Source organism: Gleimia hominis, from assembly GCF_002871945.2.
Lineage (GTDB): Bacteria > Actinomycetota > Actinomycetes > Actinomycetales > Actinomycetaceae > Gleimia > Gleimia hominis_A.
In genome coordinates this window covers 533,049-550,321 of the sequence record NZ_CP126963.1, presented here as the reverse complement: position 1 = coordinate 550,321, position 17,273 = coordinate 533,049, and the positions used below count along the sequence as shown (strand labels likewise).

Genomic DNA, 17,273 nt, shown 5'->3' with positions numbered 1-17,273 from the left:
AAATGAGGGGGTCTGTGGAGTTAACTCCACAGACCCCCTCTTACTTCACCTTGCGTGGGTGGACGCAACCATCCGCACACAAGACTAGGGAAAACTACAGACCCAGGCTCTTCGCGACCTCACGCAGGTTTTCAGCGGACCGCGTTAGCCCGTCGCGTTCATGCAGCGTCAGCGGCGGTTCCAACACCCGCCCGGCCCCCTGCCGGTCAACTAAAGTCGGTGCGGCCATCACAATATCTGAGATCCCCTGCCAATCATCCAGCATTGACGAAATCGTCAACACCCGGTTCTCGTCGCGCAGCACCGCGGACGCAATATTAGTCGCTGCCAAACCAATCGCGTAGTTAGTAGCCCCTTTACCTTCAATAATCCGGTATGCAGACTGCACTACCTCATGCGCAATTTCGTCACGCAACTGGCGGTCAAAAATCCGCCCATCCACAGTGGGCCCCCAATGGCGCAGCGGGACGTTACCAATCTCCGCACTGGACCACAACGCAACTTCGGAATCACCGTGCTCACCGGCCACGTACGCGTGAATATTTTTAATTGCAACCCCCGTGTGCCGCGATACTAGGTACCGCAGGCGTGACGTGTCCAGCACCGTTCCGGAACCGAACACTTGGTTGCGCGGCAAACCCGAAATCTTGAGCGCCGCATACGTCACCACATCCACCGGGTTCGTAATATACATTTGCACCGCGTTCGGCGCGTATTCGCATACTTGAGGCACAATCTTGCGCATCAGATTTACGGTGGACTCCGCTAGATCCAAACGCGTCTGCCCCGGTTTCTGCTTCGCCCCCGCCGTAATAATCACCAGGTCAGAGTTTTCAATCACCGCGATGTCATCTGATCCCTCCACGGAACCGCAGCCCGTGAACTGGATGCCGTGGGCAATGTCCATCGCTTCGGCTTCAACTTTTTCTTTATTAATGTCAAAGAGCGCGATTTTGCGCGCGTCACCGCGAATAGCTGACGCATATGCGACCGCGGTCCCCACCGCGCCCGCACCCACAACACTGATTTTCGACGGGCCACCTGGCACGTGGGACGGGTATAACGACTTAGGGGTAGTGCTGCTCATAGCTGTTTTCTCCATTTCTGAAACTGATCAAGGTCAGTTACCACCATTCAAACGCCTTAAAGCGGATAAAGCAACGGACTTTTGGTCGGTACGCCACATGCGCGGCAGCGAAGTCAAAAGATATTTACCGTAGCCACGGCTCGCCACCCGGGAATCAAGAATCGCAACCATCCCCCGGTCTTCATCACAGCGCAGTAACCTGCCTGCTGCTTGGCGCATCAAAAGGGCCGCGTGGTCGAGCGACACCACCCTAAATGGATTCCCCCCGCGTTTTGCAACTTCGCGGTTCCGGGCTGCCACCACCGGGTCGGAGGGCACCGGAAACGGAATCCGGTCGATCGTGATGAGTCGGCACGCATGCCCTTTTACATCTATTCCTTGCCACAGCGACAAGGTGCCTACAAGGCACGAGTCTTCCTCTGCTGCGAACTTATTGATCAGTGCGGGTAACTGTTCTTCCCCCTGCACATAAACGGGTACATCCAGTGCTTCGCGCAATGCGGCCGCCCCTTCTTGGGCACCCACGCGGGATGAGAACAGGGCGAGCGCGCCCCCACCCGCCGCTTGGGTGAGTTCAACGAGTTCTGTGAGGGCATCGGCATTCACCCCCGACCTGCCCGGCACCTGCAGATGCGAAGCCACGTAGAGGATCCCCTGTTTTTCTGGGGCAAATGGGGTTCCAACGTCGAGGGTGTGCACCGTGCCCGGCAGCAGTGATGCACCGGTCTCGCGCGCCATGGATGTGAACGAGCCCGCGAGCTTGAGGGTCGCGGACGTGAGGACGCAGCCACGTTCGGCAAACAGGTTGTGCGCAATGGCTCCCGCCACGTCTAACGGGGCGCAGTTCAGATACGTCTGCTGCTCATCTTTTGACCGCGACACCCAGGTGATCATCCGCTCCGGATCCCGCCCCCACGCATCCAAGAACGCTTGGGTGTCAGACAGGGCCGCGAGCGCCAGTTTCTTGTCGATCGCTTCTAACCCGGGCTGTGCTCCGATTTGTCGCACTACGTCGCGTACCTGGGAGTCGACGGCACAGAGGGCTTCGACGAGTTCGGGTGGGCGCACAGTAAGAAGGCCTTCGTCGAGGGATTCTAACGCGGTGTTGAACAGTTCAGAGCCGTCCTCGAGTGCGTGCGTGTCCACGCTGGAGCGGCGCGTAACCCTCCGGGCGCGTGAGGACACCCAGTTTGGGGCGAGCTGCCGGGCGGACTGGTCGCGAACAACGCGAGCTAGATCGTGGGACTCGTCGACTATGAGGGCGTCGAACTCACCGAGAATGCGGTTGTCTGTACCGGCGTGGATTCCGAGCATTGAGTGGTTGGTGACGACGATCTGGGCTTTAGCAGCTGCCTCGCGGGCCCGAGCGGGAAAGCATTCGGCCCGCATTGGGCAGGCGGTTCCTAAACACTGGTTAGTGTTTACTGACACGGCTCGCCACGCCTCATTGTTAACTCCGGGGGTGAGGTCATCGCGGTCCCCCGTAGTGGTCTCTTCTGCCCACGCTCGCAGCCGCACCACCTGTTTGCCGGTGCTTGAGGAGGGAGCGGGGGCGAACAACGTGTCGTCATCATCGGGGTAGCCGCCCGACACCTTGTGCATACATAGGTAGTTTGACCACCCTTTCAGCACGGCCACGTCCACGTCCGCGTCCATCGCGGCTGCTACCTGCGGGGCGTCCTTAGTGAGGATCTGGCGTTGCAAAGCCAGTGTGGCGGTGGAGATTACGATGCGCTCGGAATGTTCCACCGCCCGGCGCATGGCGGGCACTAAGTAGCCCAGTGATTTTCCCGTGCCGGTGCCGGCCTCTACGAGTAGTCGCTGCTGCTCGTCCAGTGCACTGGCTACCGCGTCCACCATTTTCTGCTGGCCAGCCCGTTCTTTTCCGTTGAACGAGTCGACTACGCGGCGCAGTAAGTCTTGGTCTTCACTGGCCATTTGCGACGTCCACCTCTTGTAATCGGTGCGCTAAAGATCCGTTCACGCGCCCCACGAGGCGGGTGCCGGTTTCCAGGTATTCTTCCTGTTCGATCTGTCCGGTCTCGTGGAAACTATTCACCAGGTCCCCGTGTTCGTATGGCACCACCACGTCCACGTGCACATCGGGGCGAGGTAGGGTCTGGGCGATCAGTTCTGCAAGTTCGTCAATGCCCGCACCGGTCCGAGCGGAAACCGCAACCGCTCTGGGCAGTCGCGACCGCAGAATCGCCAGGTCCGCTGCGGGAGCTAGATCCGCTTTGTTCAACGCTATGACCTGAGGAATATGCGCGGCGCCGTCGATTGTTTCTAACACTTCGTTCACCGCGCGGATCTGCGCGAACGGTTCGGGATGGGCCGCGTCCACGACGTGCACGATAACGTCCGCTTCCCCCACTTCCTCAAGCGTAGAACGGAAGGCTTCCACAAGCTGGGTTGGGAGGTTGCGCACGAACCCAACGGTGTCTACCAGGGTGTATTCGCGCCCATCTGGGGTTTGTGCCATCCGCACGGTGGGGTCGAGGGTGGCGAACAGCGCGTCTTCAACCATCACTTCCGCCCCCGTGAGCCGGTTCAGTAGCGTCGACTTACCTGCGTTCGTGTATCCCGCGATCGCAACCGACGGGATCCGCCCCATTCGGCGGTGGTGGCGCCGGGTCTGCCGGGCGGGCCGCATGTTTTTGATTTGCCGGCGCAGACGGGCCATGCGCGAGCGGATACGCCGCCGGTCGAGCTCTATTTTCGTCTCCCCCGGCCCGCGCGATCCAATGCCTTCACCACCCGCAACGCGGCCACCAGATTGGCGGGACATGGACTCACCCCAGCCACGCAGTCGCGGCAGCAGGTACTCCAGTTGCGCTAACTCAACTTGCGCCTTGCCTTCGCGCGACTGGGCGTGCTGCGCGAAAATGTCGAGGATTAACGCCGTGCGGTCCACCACTTTAACCTGCACCACATCTTCTAGTGCGCGGCGCTGTGAAGGGGCGAGTTCCGAGTCCACAATCACCGTGTCCGCCCCCGTTGACCGCACGAGGCGCGCGAGTTCTTTTGCTTTCCCCGAACCCAAGTACGTGGCCGTGTCCGGCATGTCCCGCCGCTGCAGCATGTGGCCCACCACCGCGGACCCGGCTGTGCGGGCCAGGGCATCGAGTTCGTTGAGGGAGTTTTGCGCGTCCCGCTGTGAATGCGCGTAGATTCCGACGAGGACCACGCGCTCTAACCGCACTTGCCGGTACTCAACTTCGGAAACTTCTTCCAGTTCCGCGCTCGCCACGCGGTCTTGCCGCAGAGCCCCGCGCGCGGCCCGGGCTTGCCGCTCGAGGCTTCCCGCGCCTTCCTCATGCTGCTCGGTAGTGGAACTAAGTGCCTGCGCCACGGGGCGACGTTTTTGCCGTTCCAAAACGCGTTGCACGACCGCACGGGCGCGTTCTAGTTCTGCATCATCAGAGTGAGCCGAAGAAACCTCATTTTTAGCCATACTGGCTCTATTTTCTCATGTCTTTCCGCGTATCTCCAGAGAGTGCACACGTTTCCGGTATCCTAATGCGTGTGAGCCATTACTTCACTGATACGCAAGCAGCAACGAACGCCGAAACTGAGTCTTTGAGCTTTAGTGCCCGCGGGTTTGACTTCGACGTGAAAACCGCGTCGTCCGTGTTTTCCGCGCACCGGTTAGACCTTGGGACCGCCTCTCTTCTCAAGAAAGCTCCGCCTTTACCTGAAAGTGGTTTGTTTTTAGATTTAGGATGCGGTTGGGGTCCGCTGGCGTTGGCGATGGCGAAAGAGCGCCCTCAGGCCCACGTGTGGGGCGTTGACGTGAATACCCGTGCCCTGGAACTTACGCGTCAGAACGCGCGTGTTAACGGCTGCTCAAATCTGACGGTCTTAAAAGCCGATGAGGCACTGGCGCGCGCTCAAGAAGAATCTTTACAGTTCGATTGCATCTGGTCGAACCCACCGATCCGCGTGGGGAAAGACGCGTTGCAGACCATGATCACGCAGTGGATGCAGTATTTGTCACCAAACGGTCAAGCCTGGTTGGTGATCGCCCGGAACCTCGGTGCGGATTCGTTCCAACGCTGGGCCGCGGCGCAGGGTTGGGATGCACAGCGCGCCGCCTCGAAGAAGGGTTACCGCATTTTGCGGATTATGCGCAACGCCTGATCCACCAGCTGGTCTTGGCTCATCTCTGTGGCGTTCAGCCAGTGGATGCGCGGGTCTTTCCGGAACCATTTTACTTGCCGGCGCACCAGCTGACGGGTTTGTAAACACACGGCATCCACCGTTTCCTGCAAGGTTAGCTCGCCATCTATGAGGTCCATGACTGCTCGGTAGCCCGTGGCCCGCACCGCGGTGGGTGTGGCAGCGAACCCGCGGCGCATGAGTGAGCGCACTTCTTCCACCCACCCCGTCTGGAACATCTGTTTCGTGCGGGCAGTTATCCGCTGGTCCACGTCGTCATTTTCGCGTCTCACCCCGATGAGTACGCTGGGCCGCGCAAACTCTTCTTTGGGCAGTGTTGCACTAAATGGTTGGCCGGTTAGCTCAATTACCTCCAGGGCCCGCACTATGCGACGCGCATTATTTGGGTGCAGTCGCTGCGCCGCCTGTGGATCGGCCGCCGCTAACCGCGCGTGCATAGCTGCGCTCCCTAACTCGTCCGCTTCCGCTTGGAGCCGCTCACGTACCCGCGAGTCCGTACCCGGAAAATGCATTTGGTCGAACAGCGCCCGCACGTACAATCCGGAACCACCCACCGCGATTGGCACCTGCCCGCCCGCCTCGATCACATCCGCGTCCGCCCGCGCGTACTGCTGGTAGGCAGCCACCGACGCGACCTCATGAATATCTAAAACATCTATTTGATAATGAGGTACTTGTGCGCGATCTTGCGCTGAGGGCTTCGCCGTTCCAATATCCATCCCCCGGTAAAGCGCGTACGCGTCCGCGGAAATAATCGCACCCTGCAGATGCTGCGCTAACGCCATGCCGAGCGCGGACTTACCTGAGGCGGTTGAACCAACGATCCCTATCACGCATACAGCTTAGCGGTCGGCCCGTGGTTTCTCACCAAACACAAAACCACTAGACTAGACGCATGTTCGACCAAGCCGCATCTTTGCAAGCGGCAACCCCGCAACGGGTGTACGCCGCGTTAGAACAAGCGAAGTTTCAGTGTGTCGCCGACACGGACGGTCGTGCAATCATCCCGTTCTACAGTCATTTCATGGAACTCACACACTCGGCAATTGAAAACGGGCAATACCTGTGGCGCATCCACGCCCCCTGGGGTCGGTCGGTGAACATCGCGTACCTGCGGGAAGTTAAGAACGTGGTGCAGCGGTTAAACGGCACTATCTACGCCCCCAAAATCGCGTACTACGTGATGGATGAAGGGAAGATCCGGTTCAAAGCCTCGTGGGCGTTCAACTGGGGCGCGGGGGCAACAGATACGCAGATCCTGCAAGAACTCAACCTTATTATTGGTTCCACAAACTACGTTTTAAGCCAGCTCAGCACCGCATTTCCGGACCCGTGGGAGAATGAGGGGCCCGATAGCGATGCGTAACCACCAACTGTTCTACCCTCTTGACATGAACCGGCTAGGCCAGCTCTTGGAACTGTGCCAAATCGAAATCGTCGCGCAGCAAGAAGCGGCAGTGGACGTGGTGGTCGACGACATGGCGTTAAACGTGGGAGTGTCAAGCGATCATGTGTGGATGCTCATAAAGTCAGAATTTCCCGTGCCCTCCCCCGGCGCTTCTTTCGGCGGGCAACCGGACGACACGCTCGAGGACGTGGAAAAAGCCATGCACCTGCTGACGGATGCGACAAATGAGTGGAACGCCCGGTGGCACTACCCGAACGCGTACGTAGCGCGCGTTGGGAAACAGTGGGTGATTCGCCTTGACTGCGCGTTCTACGCGGAAGCTGGAATGACGATTGAACAGTTCCAGTTGGCTTTCAACACAGCCCGGTTATGCATCAAACAAGCTATGGAGGAACTGCCCGAACTGATTCCCCCAGCTTAGCTACTCGCCAGCGCCCCCTCACGCTGAGGGCTGGGACTATCCCCTGGTGTTAATCTGCATCCGCGATCTCTGGGGTGTCTTCAATGTGGATGGCCTCTACCCCTTCGGTGGCCCCCAGTTCGGCGGCAAGCTCGGTTAAATGAAGTCTGCCCGTGAAGCGAATCGACACGTTCACGAGCGGTGGTTTTTCTTTATTGAGCCGCCGCGAAGCAATTATTTGCGCATCAAATCCCAGGTCGGATGCGATCAGCAGTAACCGCCGCAGCGTGCCGGGGTACTCCAAATACTCAATATCAACCACTCGCTGCGGATCCGCTTTGGGCAGCAGCCGAATCAGCGGCGGCAGAATAAAGGTGAGAATGAAGTACACGAGCGTGCCTGCCAATGCAATATATGTCAGGCCCGCCCCGCAGGTAACTCCGATGGCAGCGGAAATCCAGATGGAAGCCGCGGTGGTTAGGCCGCGCACGGAATCTCGATGGACGAAAATCAGCCCGGCACCCAGAAAACCAACTCCGGAAACCACTTGCGCGGCGATACGCGTCATGTCACCCGCCACCGCCTCGTGCACCACGAAACCAAACCGGCCGGTGAGCGTGAACAGGCACGCTCCCAATCCGACGAGCGCGATCGTGCGAATCCCCGCGTTCTTGTGTCGAATCTGCCGTTCCAACCCAACTAGGCCACACAGCGTGGTCGCTAGCAGCAGTGATCCCAAAGCGGGCATCACGTAGATTCGTGGATCCACCAGACCTCCGACAAAATGACTCAGTTACGTACCTCTTTGAGCCTACCGCTTTATGCGTTGTGACGCGCCCATCAGCGCCGCCAGTTCAGATTCCCATTCGCTTACCCGTCTATTACAATGGCGGCGATGAATACTGCAATTTCCCCAAAAACTTACACGGTCCGTACGCTCGGATGCCAAATGAACGTACACGATTCCGAACGTATGGCCGGTTTGCTCGAAGAACAGGGCCTGGTGCGGGTTCAAGAAGTACCGCAAGCGGCTGCGCGCGCCACGGAAGCTGGTGACGAAGGTGCGGACGTGGTCGTAATTAACACGTGTTCGGTGCGCGAAAATGCGGCGAATAAACTGTTCGGTAACCTCGGGCAGCTAGCTGCTGTGAAGCGTGAACGCCCCGACATGCAGATCGCAGTGGGTGGCTGTTTAGCGCAGCAGATGCGCGAAAAGATTGTGCAAAAAGCTCCTTGGGTAGATGTGGTGTTCGGCACGCACAACATCGATGTGCTGCCCGTATTGTTAAAACGTTCTGCACACAACCGCGAGGCCTCGGTGGAGATTGAAGAGTCCCTCAAAGTGTTTCCCTCCACGCTTCCCACGCGGCGCGAATCCAGTTATTCCGCGTGGGTTTCCATCTCAGTGGGGTGTAATAATACGTGCACGTTCTGCATTGTGCCGCACCTGCGCGGTAAGGAGCGGGACCGTCGGCCCGGTGAGATTCTGGCGGAGATTGAAGCGGTTGTAGCGCAAGGTGCAATCGAGGTTACGTTACTTGGGCAGAACGTGAACTCTTACGGCGTCAGTTTCGGCCACCGCGGAGCTTTCGCGGATTTACTGCGCCAAGCCGGTCAGATTCCGGGGTTGGAAAGGTTGCGTTTCACCAGTCCGCATCCGGCTGCGTTCCGTGAGGACGTGATCGAAGCTATGGCACAAACCCCCACGGTTATGCCGAGCCTGCACATGCCGCTGCAATCTGGGTCGGACCGGGTTTTGCGGGCAATGCGCCGGTCTTACCGCACCCGCCGGTTTGATCGAATCTTGGAGCAGGTGCGGGCCTCGATTCCGAATGCAGCGATAACCACGGACATTATCGTTGGCTTCCCGGGTGAGACGGAGGAGGATTTTCAGCAGACCCTGGACGTGGTTGAGCGGTCTCGGTTCGCTTCTGCATTCACGTTCATTTACTCGCCGCGGCCCGGCACGCCGGCGGCGGACATGCCCGATCAGGTACCGCCGCAGGTGGCGCAGGAACGTTACGAGCGTCTAGTTGCGTTACAAGACCGGATTTCCACCGAGGATGCGCATGCACTGGAGGGGCAAACGGTTGAGGTTCTGGTCAGTGAGCATCACGGGAAGAAGGATGCAGCTTCTGCCCGTCTGTCTGGGCGGGCGCGCGATAACCGGCTGGTGCACGTCGGCTTGCCGGCAGGCGTGGAGTTCGGGGTGGATGTGCGGCCCGGTGATTTGGTGAGTGCGCGCGTCACCCACGGGGCGCCGCACCATTTGATCGCAGATTCCGCACTTGAAAACGGGTTGTTTGAGGTTCGCCGCACCCGGGCGGGTGACATTTGGCAGCAGGCTAATCCGACGCCCGAGCAGGCACGTAAAGTTGGTTTAGGCATGCCCACTATCCGTCCGCGCAGCTAGCGCCAGTGGGTATTAGTTAGCACTTTCGTACGGATTGGCCTCAGCGCGCCCCTCAGGAATCACGTTAGCGCTGGTAGTTCAGCACCAGTGGGGAGCGACACGTTTTCTAGAACCGGGCTTCTATCTTCTAGAACATGGCTTTTGCTCTCTAGAACCGGGCTTTTGCTTTCTAGAACAGGGCTTCGACGCCGCTGAGTTGGTCGTAGAAGTAGTCCAGTGCCGCTTGGGTGGCTGCTTGGCGGATTTCCATTCGGTTTCCGCTGAGTGAAAATAGGGTTGCCGCTGAGGTACCTGCCTCGCGATCGTGAAAACCCACGTACACGGTGCCAGCTGGATGACCATCGGCGGCCCCTGGGCCGGCCACCCCGGTGGTGGACAGGCCGTAACGCGCGTCGAATAGTTCCGTTGCTCCGCGTGCCATCTGCATCGCAACTTTTGGATCCACTGGTCCGGTTTCTTCCAAGGCGGCGCCGCTCACGTTCAGCACGCGTGCTTTAGTGTCTACCGCATACGTACACGCCCCACCACGTAAACACGCAGACGCGCCGGGAACATCCACTAGCGCTGCGGACAGTAAACCGCCGGTGAGGGACTCGGCAACTGCCACGGTCTCATGTTTCTCGATGAGTTCACGAATAATCAGCCGTGCTGTACTTGCCACTTGCGCTCCGCTCGTCTGTTGGGACCCGTTGACGGGTTCTCCCGCCTTTTATTAGTTGTCTTCTTCCATCACTTCGGATATTACCCGAATGCTTTGTGAAGGTGGATAACCTTTTCGCGCCAGCATTGACAGCAGCCTCTGTCGTTGCCTCTTTCGATCCACTCCCCCCATCGTACGCAATCGTTTCCGCACGAGTTCACTCGCCACACGGTCGGTATTATCTTCATCCACTTCGTCTAACGCTTGTTCAATCACGTCCGGTGGGATTAGTTTGCGCCGCAGTTGCTCCACCAGAGCCCGCCCCACGAGGCCACGTTCCGCGTGTCGGGTTCTAACGAGCATGCGGGCGTACCGCTCATCGTCGAGGATGTTCGCGTCCACTAGGCGTTGCAGTGCTTCCTCGATGGGTTCGGGCTGGAACCCGCGTTCACTTAGGCGGGCCCGGCACTGCCCGACTGAGCGGTCTTGCCGATCAAGCATCCGCAGCGCCACCTCTTTTGCCTGCTCCACTGCCTGCTCCCCTTCTAGCGAGGCGGCCCACTCACGGCGTTCTTCCCGGCGGCGCTGCTGCTTTTTCCAATCCCGACGTTTCTTAACTACGTGCTCGTCTGGATCGTAAGAAAGATTCACTAGAAACCAGCCTCTGCCGCCGGATCGGAGGCGACTTTAGCATTATTCTTCTTCGCTTTTCCGCGCGCGGACTTCTTGCCCGCAGTTTCGGGTTCCGCTTTATTATCGGATTCGGCGTCGACTGAAACCGCGTTTGGGTCTTCCCGGATACCTAGTTCAATCAGGATCTTATTTTCAATTTCGTCCGCTAGCTGCGGGTTGTCGCGCAGAAAGTTACGGACATTCTCTTTGCCTTGCCCCAGCTGGTCAGAACCGTAGGTGAACCAGGATCCTGATTTCTTCACAATGCCCGATTCAACCCCCATGTCGATAATCGACCCTTCGCGAGAAATGCCTTTACCGTAGAGAATGTCAAACTCTGCTTGTTTGAACGGGGGAGCCACTTTGTTCTTAACGATTTTCGCGCGCGTGCGGTTACCCACCGGGTTCCCCTGCTCTTTGAGGGTCTCGATCCGGCGCACATCGATACGGACCGAAGCGTAGAACTTCAGGGCTTTACCACCCGTCGTGGTTTCGGGGCTGCCGAAGAAAACACCGATCTTTTCACGCAACTGGTTGATGAAAATCGCGGTGGTACCGGTTCCAGAAAGGGCGCCGGTAATTTTCCGCAGCGCCTGCGACATGAGTCGTGCTTGCAAACCCACGTGGGAGTCACCCATTTCGCCTTCAATCTCTGCTTTCGGCACCAGTGCGGCAACGGAGTCAATGACGATGATGTCGATTCCGCCGGAGCGAATTAGCATATCCGCGATCTCAAGTGCCTGTTCACCGGTGTCCGGTTGGGACACGAGGAGGTCATCGGTGTTAACCCCAAGTTTTTTCGCGTATTCAGGGTCTAATGCATGTTCCGCATCGATGAATGCGGCGTTACCACCCTGTTTTTGTGCCTGCGCCACCGCGTGCAAGGCTACCGTGGTTTTACCAGACGATTCCGGACCGTACACCTCGATAACACGTCCGCGCGGGAGCCCACCCACCCCGAGCGCAATGTCGAGAGCAAGGGATCCGGTGGGAATAACTTCTACTCGCCGGTGGGTGTCTTCCCCCAGGCGCATTACTGAACCCTTACCGAACTGTTTATCGATCTGGCTCAGAGCCAGTTCTAGTGCTTTATTACGATCTGTTGTTGCGGCCATGGAAACCCTTCCTTTAACTCTCGCGCTCTCCGCGCACTACCGGGCTGGTCTTACAGGGATACTTCCCTCTCCGGGATACCCCTATCGTGCCTAGCCGACCAGGAGCTGTAAACCCTCAAAAGTAAAATTGTGAATAACTTTCGAAGTGCACGAACACAAATAGTCTAACCGAACACCTGTTCGAATAAGAAATCGAATCCAGCGCCTGTTGAAAATCAATCAGATCCGCGCGGCCCCTAATCAGCGTTGGAAACACCCGGAATGCGCGCGTTCGATATGGAATCATCCGCTCCGGGACGCAGTCCCAATGGGGTGCCCCAAACACGTGGTAAGGCCACGTTAACGGCGTGCGACACAACCTGCACGTACGCTTTCGGCACGTAAGCCACTTCGCCATCCAACGTGAGAACGAGAGGTTCGTTACTGAGAGATTCAAAGTCGAACCGTTCCCCCTGGTAGCGCTCCAGCACGCGCGTATCGATCGGCTTACCCGTCTTAAACCGCCCGACGAGTCGGATAATCTGCTCTAGTTTGAGCGGTTTACTCCAATACACGTCGATAATCCCGTCATTCAACCGGCCCCTGCGATTTGGTTCGAACCCGCCGCCGTAGAAAGAAGCGTTACACACTGCGCACAAGTCGTAGGACCGCGCTTTGTTGCGCCATTTACCCTTGGGGTCACTGTGGCCCATTTGCATGGCCGACGGTTTGCGCCCCACCATTGCTACAGCTGCGCCAAGAAAATAGCTGACATTCGACAACGCGGGCCACCGCCGCTGAATGCTGTTCGCGATCGCGGCTACGCGCGAGTCCAAGCCGATTGAAACCGCGTTAATAACGTAGCGGTCCAAGTTGGTGCGCCACTGCCGGGCTCGGCCTAGCCGGTATCGAGGGGCACGAACCCGCAGGGTATCCACCCGGTAGGTCTCTAGGCCACCGGTGGCGATAGCGTCAATAATTTGATGCGGACGGTGCGCATGCCCGCGGTATAGGGATCGAGCTAGGTCATTTCCGGACCCATACGGTAGCGCCAACAACCGGGCGCGCGAACCAACCAGCGCGTGCGCCACCTCGCTGATAGTTCCATCACCAGCTGCCACGGCGATCAACGCGCGCGGCGAGCGGGCAATTAGATCACTCGCGATATTGGGAGCATCCCACGCTCCGTGGGTGAAATACACGGGCACGTGGTCGACGTTAAGCGCCCGCGCAAGGTGACTTTGAAGCTGCACCACCCGGCTGTGCAGCTTTTGCCGTCCCGCCCGCGGATTAACAATCAGGTACGCTCCGCAGTCGGGCGAATAAACTGCCGGACCTGCCACCAATTCATCGGACGAACCGATCGTCTCCCCGCTCATACAATCAGCTCGCGAACCAGCCTCGGAATTGTTCGTCCGATTAGTCTCGTTCAAGTTAGCCACAGTGTGATGTTAACGTGCGGGCTGTGGTTGACGGTGCACCCACCGAGCTTCGTCGCCAACATCCGTTTCGTCTACGAGTTCATTCCAGACCGTGTCGGGTTCCATCCCGTCCTTGAGGGCCTGCTCGGCAGTACCCCCCAAGTGTGGCAAGAATAGATCCCCAACCAGTGAGCGGCCGTAACAGGATCCGTAGACCGCCTCCACATTCCTCCAGAACTCTGAGATCGTCACTTGCCTAGCTCCGTTCTAATTTCTAGCTCAGAAGCGTCATCCGCTCCGCTAAAGAAGACTGCAGGTAGTCGGGTACCGTGTCGGGTACCTTCACGTTCTCTAGCGCGGCGATCCGGTCGGAGACCTCACGCAACACGAACGACAGCGGTACATCCAACGCGTTGCAGATTGCTAGCAGCAGTTCTGACGACGCTTCTTTCTGCCCGCGTTCAACTTCCGATAAATACCCGAGGGAAACCTGCGCATCGGAAGACACGTCCCGTAGTGTGCGCCCCTGGTGACGGCGAATGTTTCGCAGCACTTCCCCAAGGTGCTCTCGCAATGACAGTGTCTCAATCTTTGATACCTGCATATTCCTACCGTATCGAACAGATGCTTGATTCTTTAATGCTCGTGGGTGTGTTATGCGTCCCGTCTGATCTGACGGTGCCACCTTAATGTAATAACGACTTGGACTTTTTTCCTTCATATGAACGTAAACCCCGGTTCAGCAAACAATATTCCAAGCCGATAAGTGGGGAATCACACGTTTAGAGGTCCGGGTGGTGAGAGGAACAGGTGGTGAGAGGAACAGGTGGGAAAGTGTCCGTTACTAACTTCGTTTGCGGACGATTTTCGCCGCTTCCACCACGTACACACCACCGGACCAGACGGTGAGGACGAATGCGATCGCGATAAATGCCACGGTCACCCAGTGCAAGGCGGTAGCGAACGCGGGAGCGGTAATCCACGTGGTCCACGGGCCAACCAGGAGGAAGATGAGGAACATCTGCGACACGGTTTTCGCTTTCCCACCGGAGTTCGCGGCGACCACTATGCCGCGGCGCAAAAGTCGGCGACGCATCCACGTGATCCCCAGTTCCCGCACGCCCACGATTATCGTAAACCACCATCCGAGCAGGCCCGTTATGGACAACACGATGAACGCGCCCAGCGTTAGCGCCTTGTCAGCAATCGGATCCCAAATCTTTCCGAAGTCCGTGATCAACCCGCGTTTGCGCGCAATCTCACCGTCGAAGTGATCCGTTGCGGCAGCGACAACGAACACCGCGAGGGCCCCCCAGCGGCACGCCGTTGAGGGGATGAACATGAGGATTATGAACACCGGCACTAGAGCCAGCCGCAGCATTGTCAAAATGTTCGGGAGGTTCCAGATTTCTTCACTCCCCCGCGCGTCCGACACGTTGTCGTCCATTTGCGCTTTATTCATAGTCCCCGCCTCTCACGGTACCCACCGGATTTAACCTATCGTCCGGTGAGTTGCCACGCGTCTTCTTCACTTGCTTCACTGCTCTCTTCTGAGCCTACCGGATTCTCGCCCCTGAGCATTGCCAGAACCTGTGGTAGCGCTTCTGGCTCCACCAGCACTTCGCGGGCTTTAGATCCTTGCGAAGGCCCCACAATTTCACGCGATTCCAATAGGTCCATGAGGCGGCCTGCCCTCGCGAATCCAATCCGCAGTTTGCGCTGGAGCATGGAAGTGGAACCCAGTTGCGTTGACACCACGAGTTCCGCAGCTTGCAGGAGGTCGTCCAGGTCGTCACCGATGTCTTCGGCCACCATCGTTTTCTTCGCAGGTTCCGTCACATCTTCGCGGTACACGGGCGTCATTTGTGATTTCACGTGGTCCACTACGCGGTGGATCTCTGATTCGGTTACCCACGCGCCTTGCACGCGCATTGGTTTTCCCGCGCCCATGGGTAGGTAGAGGGCGTCACCTTGCCCGATGAGTTTCTCCGCTCCCGACTGGTCCAGAATAACTCGCGAGTCCGCAAGCGAGGAGGTTGCGAACGCGAGCCGGGATGGGATGTTGGACTTGATTAGCCCGGTCACCACGTCCACTGAGGGACGCTGCGTCGCTAAGACCAGGTGGATACCGGCCGCGCGTGCCAACTGGGTGATGCGCTGAATCGAGGCTTCTACGTCGCGTGGAGCAACCATCATGAGGTCCGCCAGCTCATCGACAACAACCAGCAGGTACGGGTACGGGCTGAGTTGGCGTTCGGATCCGGGTGGGGTTTGCACTTGCCCAGCGATCACTGCCTTGTTGAAGTCGTCAATGTGTTTGAACCCAAATTGTGAGAGGTCGTCGTAGCGGTGATCCATTTCTTTAACGACCCACTCCAGGGCTTCCGCTGCTTTTTTCGGGTCGGTAATAATCGGGGTGATCAGGTGCGGGATACCCTCGTAAATGGTGAGTTCCACGCGTTTTGGATCCACCAGAATCATACGCACCTGAGCGGGTGTGGCACGCATCATGATGGACGTGATCATCGAGTTAACGAAAGACGACTTACCGGAACCAGTTGCGCCCGCCACCAGCAGGTGGGGGGTTTTCGCAATGTTTGTAACGACGTAGCCGCCCTCAACATCTTTCCCAACCCCAACGGCGAGGGGATGGTGATTGCGCAGTGCAGCGGCGGAACGCAACACGTCACCGAGCGCAACGGTTTCGCGGTCCGCGTTGGGGATTTCCACACCGATTGCGGACTTTCCGGGAATGGGCGAGAGGATCCGCACGTCCGCTGACGCAACCGCGTACGCAATGTTCTTGGAAAGCTGTTCAATCCGCTCGACTTTAACGCCGGTACCAAGGGAAACTTCGTAGCGGGTAACGGTTGGCCCGCGCGAGAATCCATCCACAGTGGCATCGACTTTGAACTCATCCAAGACCTGTTGGAGGGCGTGCACTACCTGGTCGTTCACAGCAGAGCGGGTCTTGTGGGGGGCACCCTTAACCAGTGCATTGTCACCGGGCAGTTCGTACGGCGCATTCGGATCGTCGGGATTTACATCCACCGGGAGGTCCGCGCTGGAGGGCTCAGCCGAGGTTGCACTCGGCTGAGCGTCACGCTTCGTAGAGCCGGTGGGCGTGAACACTTCGGTTGCGGGTTCGGCGTCGCCTGGTAGTGCCTGGGAGGGTTCGTAGACTTCGTGCTCGGCGGGGAAAACCTGGGTGTTGTCTTCAACTTCGTGCGCGGTGCGGAACGCTTCGTCTGCATCGTATTCATCCAGGTGCGGGGGTTGTTGCGCAGCGTCTGACTGGCGTGTGATTCCCTGTTTGAGAACGCGGGGCAGGTCGCGAAGGGGCGTGCGCATAGCGATGACGGCGGATGCGAGCAAAACCAGTAGGAGCACAATCACTGCCCCACCACTGGTCAGCAGCGCCGTGAGGGGGTATCCGAAGAACCAGCCGATCACACCGCCGGCGTTCGCGACCCGCGGCAGGTTTGACAGCGGGGGGTTAGCGCGCGTTGCCTGCACCATCCCAGTTAGGGCTGCAGCGGTGCCAATCAGTGCTGTTATTTGCGCCGGCAAGCGGTTTTCTACCCGGGCATTGAACAGTTGTACCGCCACGTAAACGAGCGCAATTGGGATCGTGACGTCAAAAACCCCAGCCAGGTTTCGCCCCAGGTTCTGGAACCACTGCCCCACCCCACCGAATGTGTGCAGCCAGGTACCTAACGCAAATAAAACTGCGAGGAGAACTAGAACTACTGCGACGATGTCACGTTTTAGCTGTGGATCCCACGCGTGGACGTGCCGATACGCCGCCGCGACCCCGCGGGCAAAAAAACGAACGCCCTTGCGCAAGCCTTTGAAGAACGCGGAACCGATTGTGGTAATCAGACTCAGCAGGGGGGAGCGGTTGGATTCATCGGTAGGCTGATCGGATTTTTTCGCGCGTTCGTGTGCCATAGTATAAG

Annotated in this window: 17 protein-coding genes; 4 read left to right on the top strand and 13 right to left on the bottom strand. The window is 58.4% G+C overall.

The genetic code is table 11. The annotated features are described in order from the left end of the window. Positions 1-94 precede the first annotated feature (94 nt). The 3 genes from CJ187_RS02525 to hflX are packed head-to-tail and all read right to left on the bottom strand — an operon-like array spanning position 95 to position 4,541. The gene (locus CJ187_RS02525; protein WP_233187290.1) at positions 95-1,087 is read right to left on the bottom strand and encodes an L-lactate dehydrogenase; all 993 of its coding nucleotides are present in this window, start codon (positions 1,085-1,087) and stop codon (positions 95-97) included. A gap of 33 nt (positions 1,088-1,120) precedes the next feature. Then, positions 1,121-3,025 (bottom strand): ATP-dependent DNA helicase, encoded by a 1,905-nt coding sequence (locus CJ187_RS02520; protein ID WP_102215895.1) that lies wholly within the window; start codon positions 3,023-3,025, stop codon positions 1,121-1,123. Next, positions 3,015-4,541 (bottom strand): GTPase HflX, encoded by a 1,527-nt coding sequence (hflX, locus tag CJ187_RS02515; protein WP_102215896.1) that lies wholly within the window; start codon positions 4,539-4,541, stop codon positions 3,015-3,017. Before hflX ends, CJ187_RS02520 begins: the two co-directional genes overlap by 11 nt. A gap of 65 nt (positions 4,542-4,606) precedes the next feature. Between hflX and CJ187_RS02510 the strand changes: the two genes are divergently transcribed. After that, positions 4,607-5,227, top strand: a complete 621-nt coding sequence (locus CJ187_RS02510; RefSeq protein ID WP_102215897.1) for a class I SAM-dependent methyltransferase — start codon at positions 4,607-4,609, stop codon at positions 5,225-5,227. On the opposite strand, the gene miaA is transcribed toward CJ187_RS02510, so the two are convergent. Next, entirely contained in the window at positions 5,194-6,099 is a 906-nt protein-coding gene (gene miaA, locus CJ187_RS02505; RefSeq protein WP_102215898.1) for a tRNA (adenosine(37)-N6)-dimethylallyltransferase MiaA, read from the bottom strand. The genes CJ187_RS02510 and miaA overlap by 34 nt on opposite strands. 62 nt (positions 6,100-6,161) lie before the next feature. Between miaA and CJ187_RS02500 the strand changes: the two genes are divergently transcribed. Together CJ187_RS02500 and CJ187_RS02495 are read left to right on the top strand one after the other, a co-directional pair. Beyond that, positions 6,162-6,632 (top strand): hypothetical protein, encoded by a 471-nt coding sequence (locus CJ187_RS02500; RefSeq protein WP_102215899.1) that lies wholly within the window; start codon positions 6,162-6,164, stop codon positions 6,630-6,632. Then, complete coding sequence (locus CJ187_RS02495; RefSeq protein ID WP_102215900.1) at positions 6,625-7,095, top strand: YbjN domain-containing protein; 471 nt, start codon at positions 6,625-6,627, stop codon at positions 7,093-7,095. The genes CJ187_RS02500 and CJ187_RS02495 overlap by 8 nt, the downstream gene beginning before the upstream one ends. A gap of 49 nt (positions 7,096-7,144) precedes the next feature. On the opposite strand, the gene CJ187_RS02490 is transcribed toward CJ187_RS02495, so the two are convergent. Continuing rightward, a complete protein-coding gene (locus CJ187_RS02490; protein ID WP_102215901.1) occupies positions 7,145-7,843 on the bottom strand; it encodes an MgtC/SapB family protein in 699 nt (232 codons plus the stop codon). A 126-nt stretch (positions 7,844-7,969) separates the two neighbouring features. Here CJ187_RS02490 and miaB point away from each other — a divergent pair, with 126 nt between their 5' ends. Then, on the top strand, positions 7,970-9,487 hold the full coding sequence (gene miaB / locus CJ187_RS02485) for a tRNA (N6-isopentenyl adenosine(37)-C2)-methylthiotransferase MiaB (protein ID WP_102216545.1): 1,518 nt from the start codon (positions 7,970-7,972) through the stop codon (positions 9,485-9,487). A gap of 169 nt (positions 9,488-9,656) precedes the next feature. Here miaB and CJ187_RS02480 read toward each other — a convergent pair whose 3' ends face one another. The 8 genes from CJ187_RS02480 to CJ187_RS02445 form a co-directional block, all read right to left on the bottom strand. Then, positions 9,657-10,148 carry a CinA family protein gene (locus CJ187_RS02480; protein ID WP_102215902.1) on the bottom strand — a complete coding sequence of 164 codons (492 nt, stop codon included), beginning with the start codon at positions 10,146-10,148 and terminating at the stop codon, positions 9,657-9,659. A gap of 51 nt (positions 10,149-10,199) precedes the next feature. Beyond that, positions 10,200-10,778, bottom strand: coding sequence for a regulatory protein RecX (locus CJ187_RS02475; protein ID WP_102215903.1), 579 nt, complete (start codon positions 10,776-10,778; stop codon positions 10,200-10,202). Further along, positions 10,778-11,914 carry a recombinase RecA gene (gene recA / locus CJ187_RS02470; protein WP_102215904.1) on the bottom strand — a complete coding sequence of 379 codons (1,137 nt, stop codon included), beginning with the start codon at positions 11,912-11,914 and terminating at the stop codon, positions 10,778-10,780. The genes CJ187_RS02475 and recA overlap by 1 nt, the downstream gene beginning before the upstream one ends. Before the next feature lie 236 nt (positions 11,915-12,150). Next, on the bottom strand, positions 12,151-13,272 hold the full coding sequence (locus CJ187_RS02465) for a diacylglycerol/lipid kinase family protein (protein WP_102215905.1): 1,122 nt from the start codon (positions 13,270-13,272) through the stop codon (positions 12,151-12,153). A gap of 72 nt (positions 13,273-13,344) precedes the next feature. After that, a complete protein-coding gene (locus CJ187_RS02460; RefSeq protein ID WP_102215906.1) occupies positions 13,345-13,566 on the bottom strand; it encodes a DUF3046 domain-containing protein in 222 nt (73 codons plus the stop codon). Positions 13,567-13,588: 22 nt separating this feature from the next. After that, positions 13,589-13,918: a helix-turn-helix domain-containing protein gene (locus CJ187_RS02455; RefSeq protein ID WP_102215907.1), complete on the bottom strand. Its 330-nt coding sequence runs from the start codon at positions 13,916-13,918 to the stop codon at positions 13,589-13,591. Between the two features lie 240 nt (positions 13,919-14,158). Next, complete coding sequence (gene pgsA / locus CJ187_RS02450; protein ID WP_102215908.1) at positions 14,159-14,776, bottom strand: CDP-diacylglycerol--glycerol-3-phosphate 3-phosphatidyltransferase; 618 nt, start codon at positions 14,774-14,776, stop codon at positions 14,159-14,161. 35 nt (positions 14,777-14,811) lie between these two features. Beyond that, positions 14,812-17,265, bottom strand: a complete 2,454-nt coding sequence (locus tag CJ187_RS02445; RefSeq protein WP_102215909.1) for a DNA translocase FtsK — start codon at positions 17,263-17,265, stop codon at positions 14,812-14,814. Between the last annotated feature and the right edge of the window lie 8 nt (positions 17,266-17,273).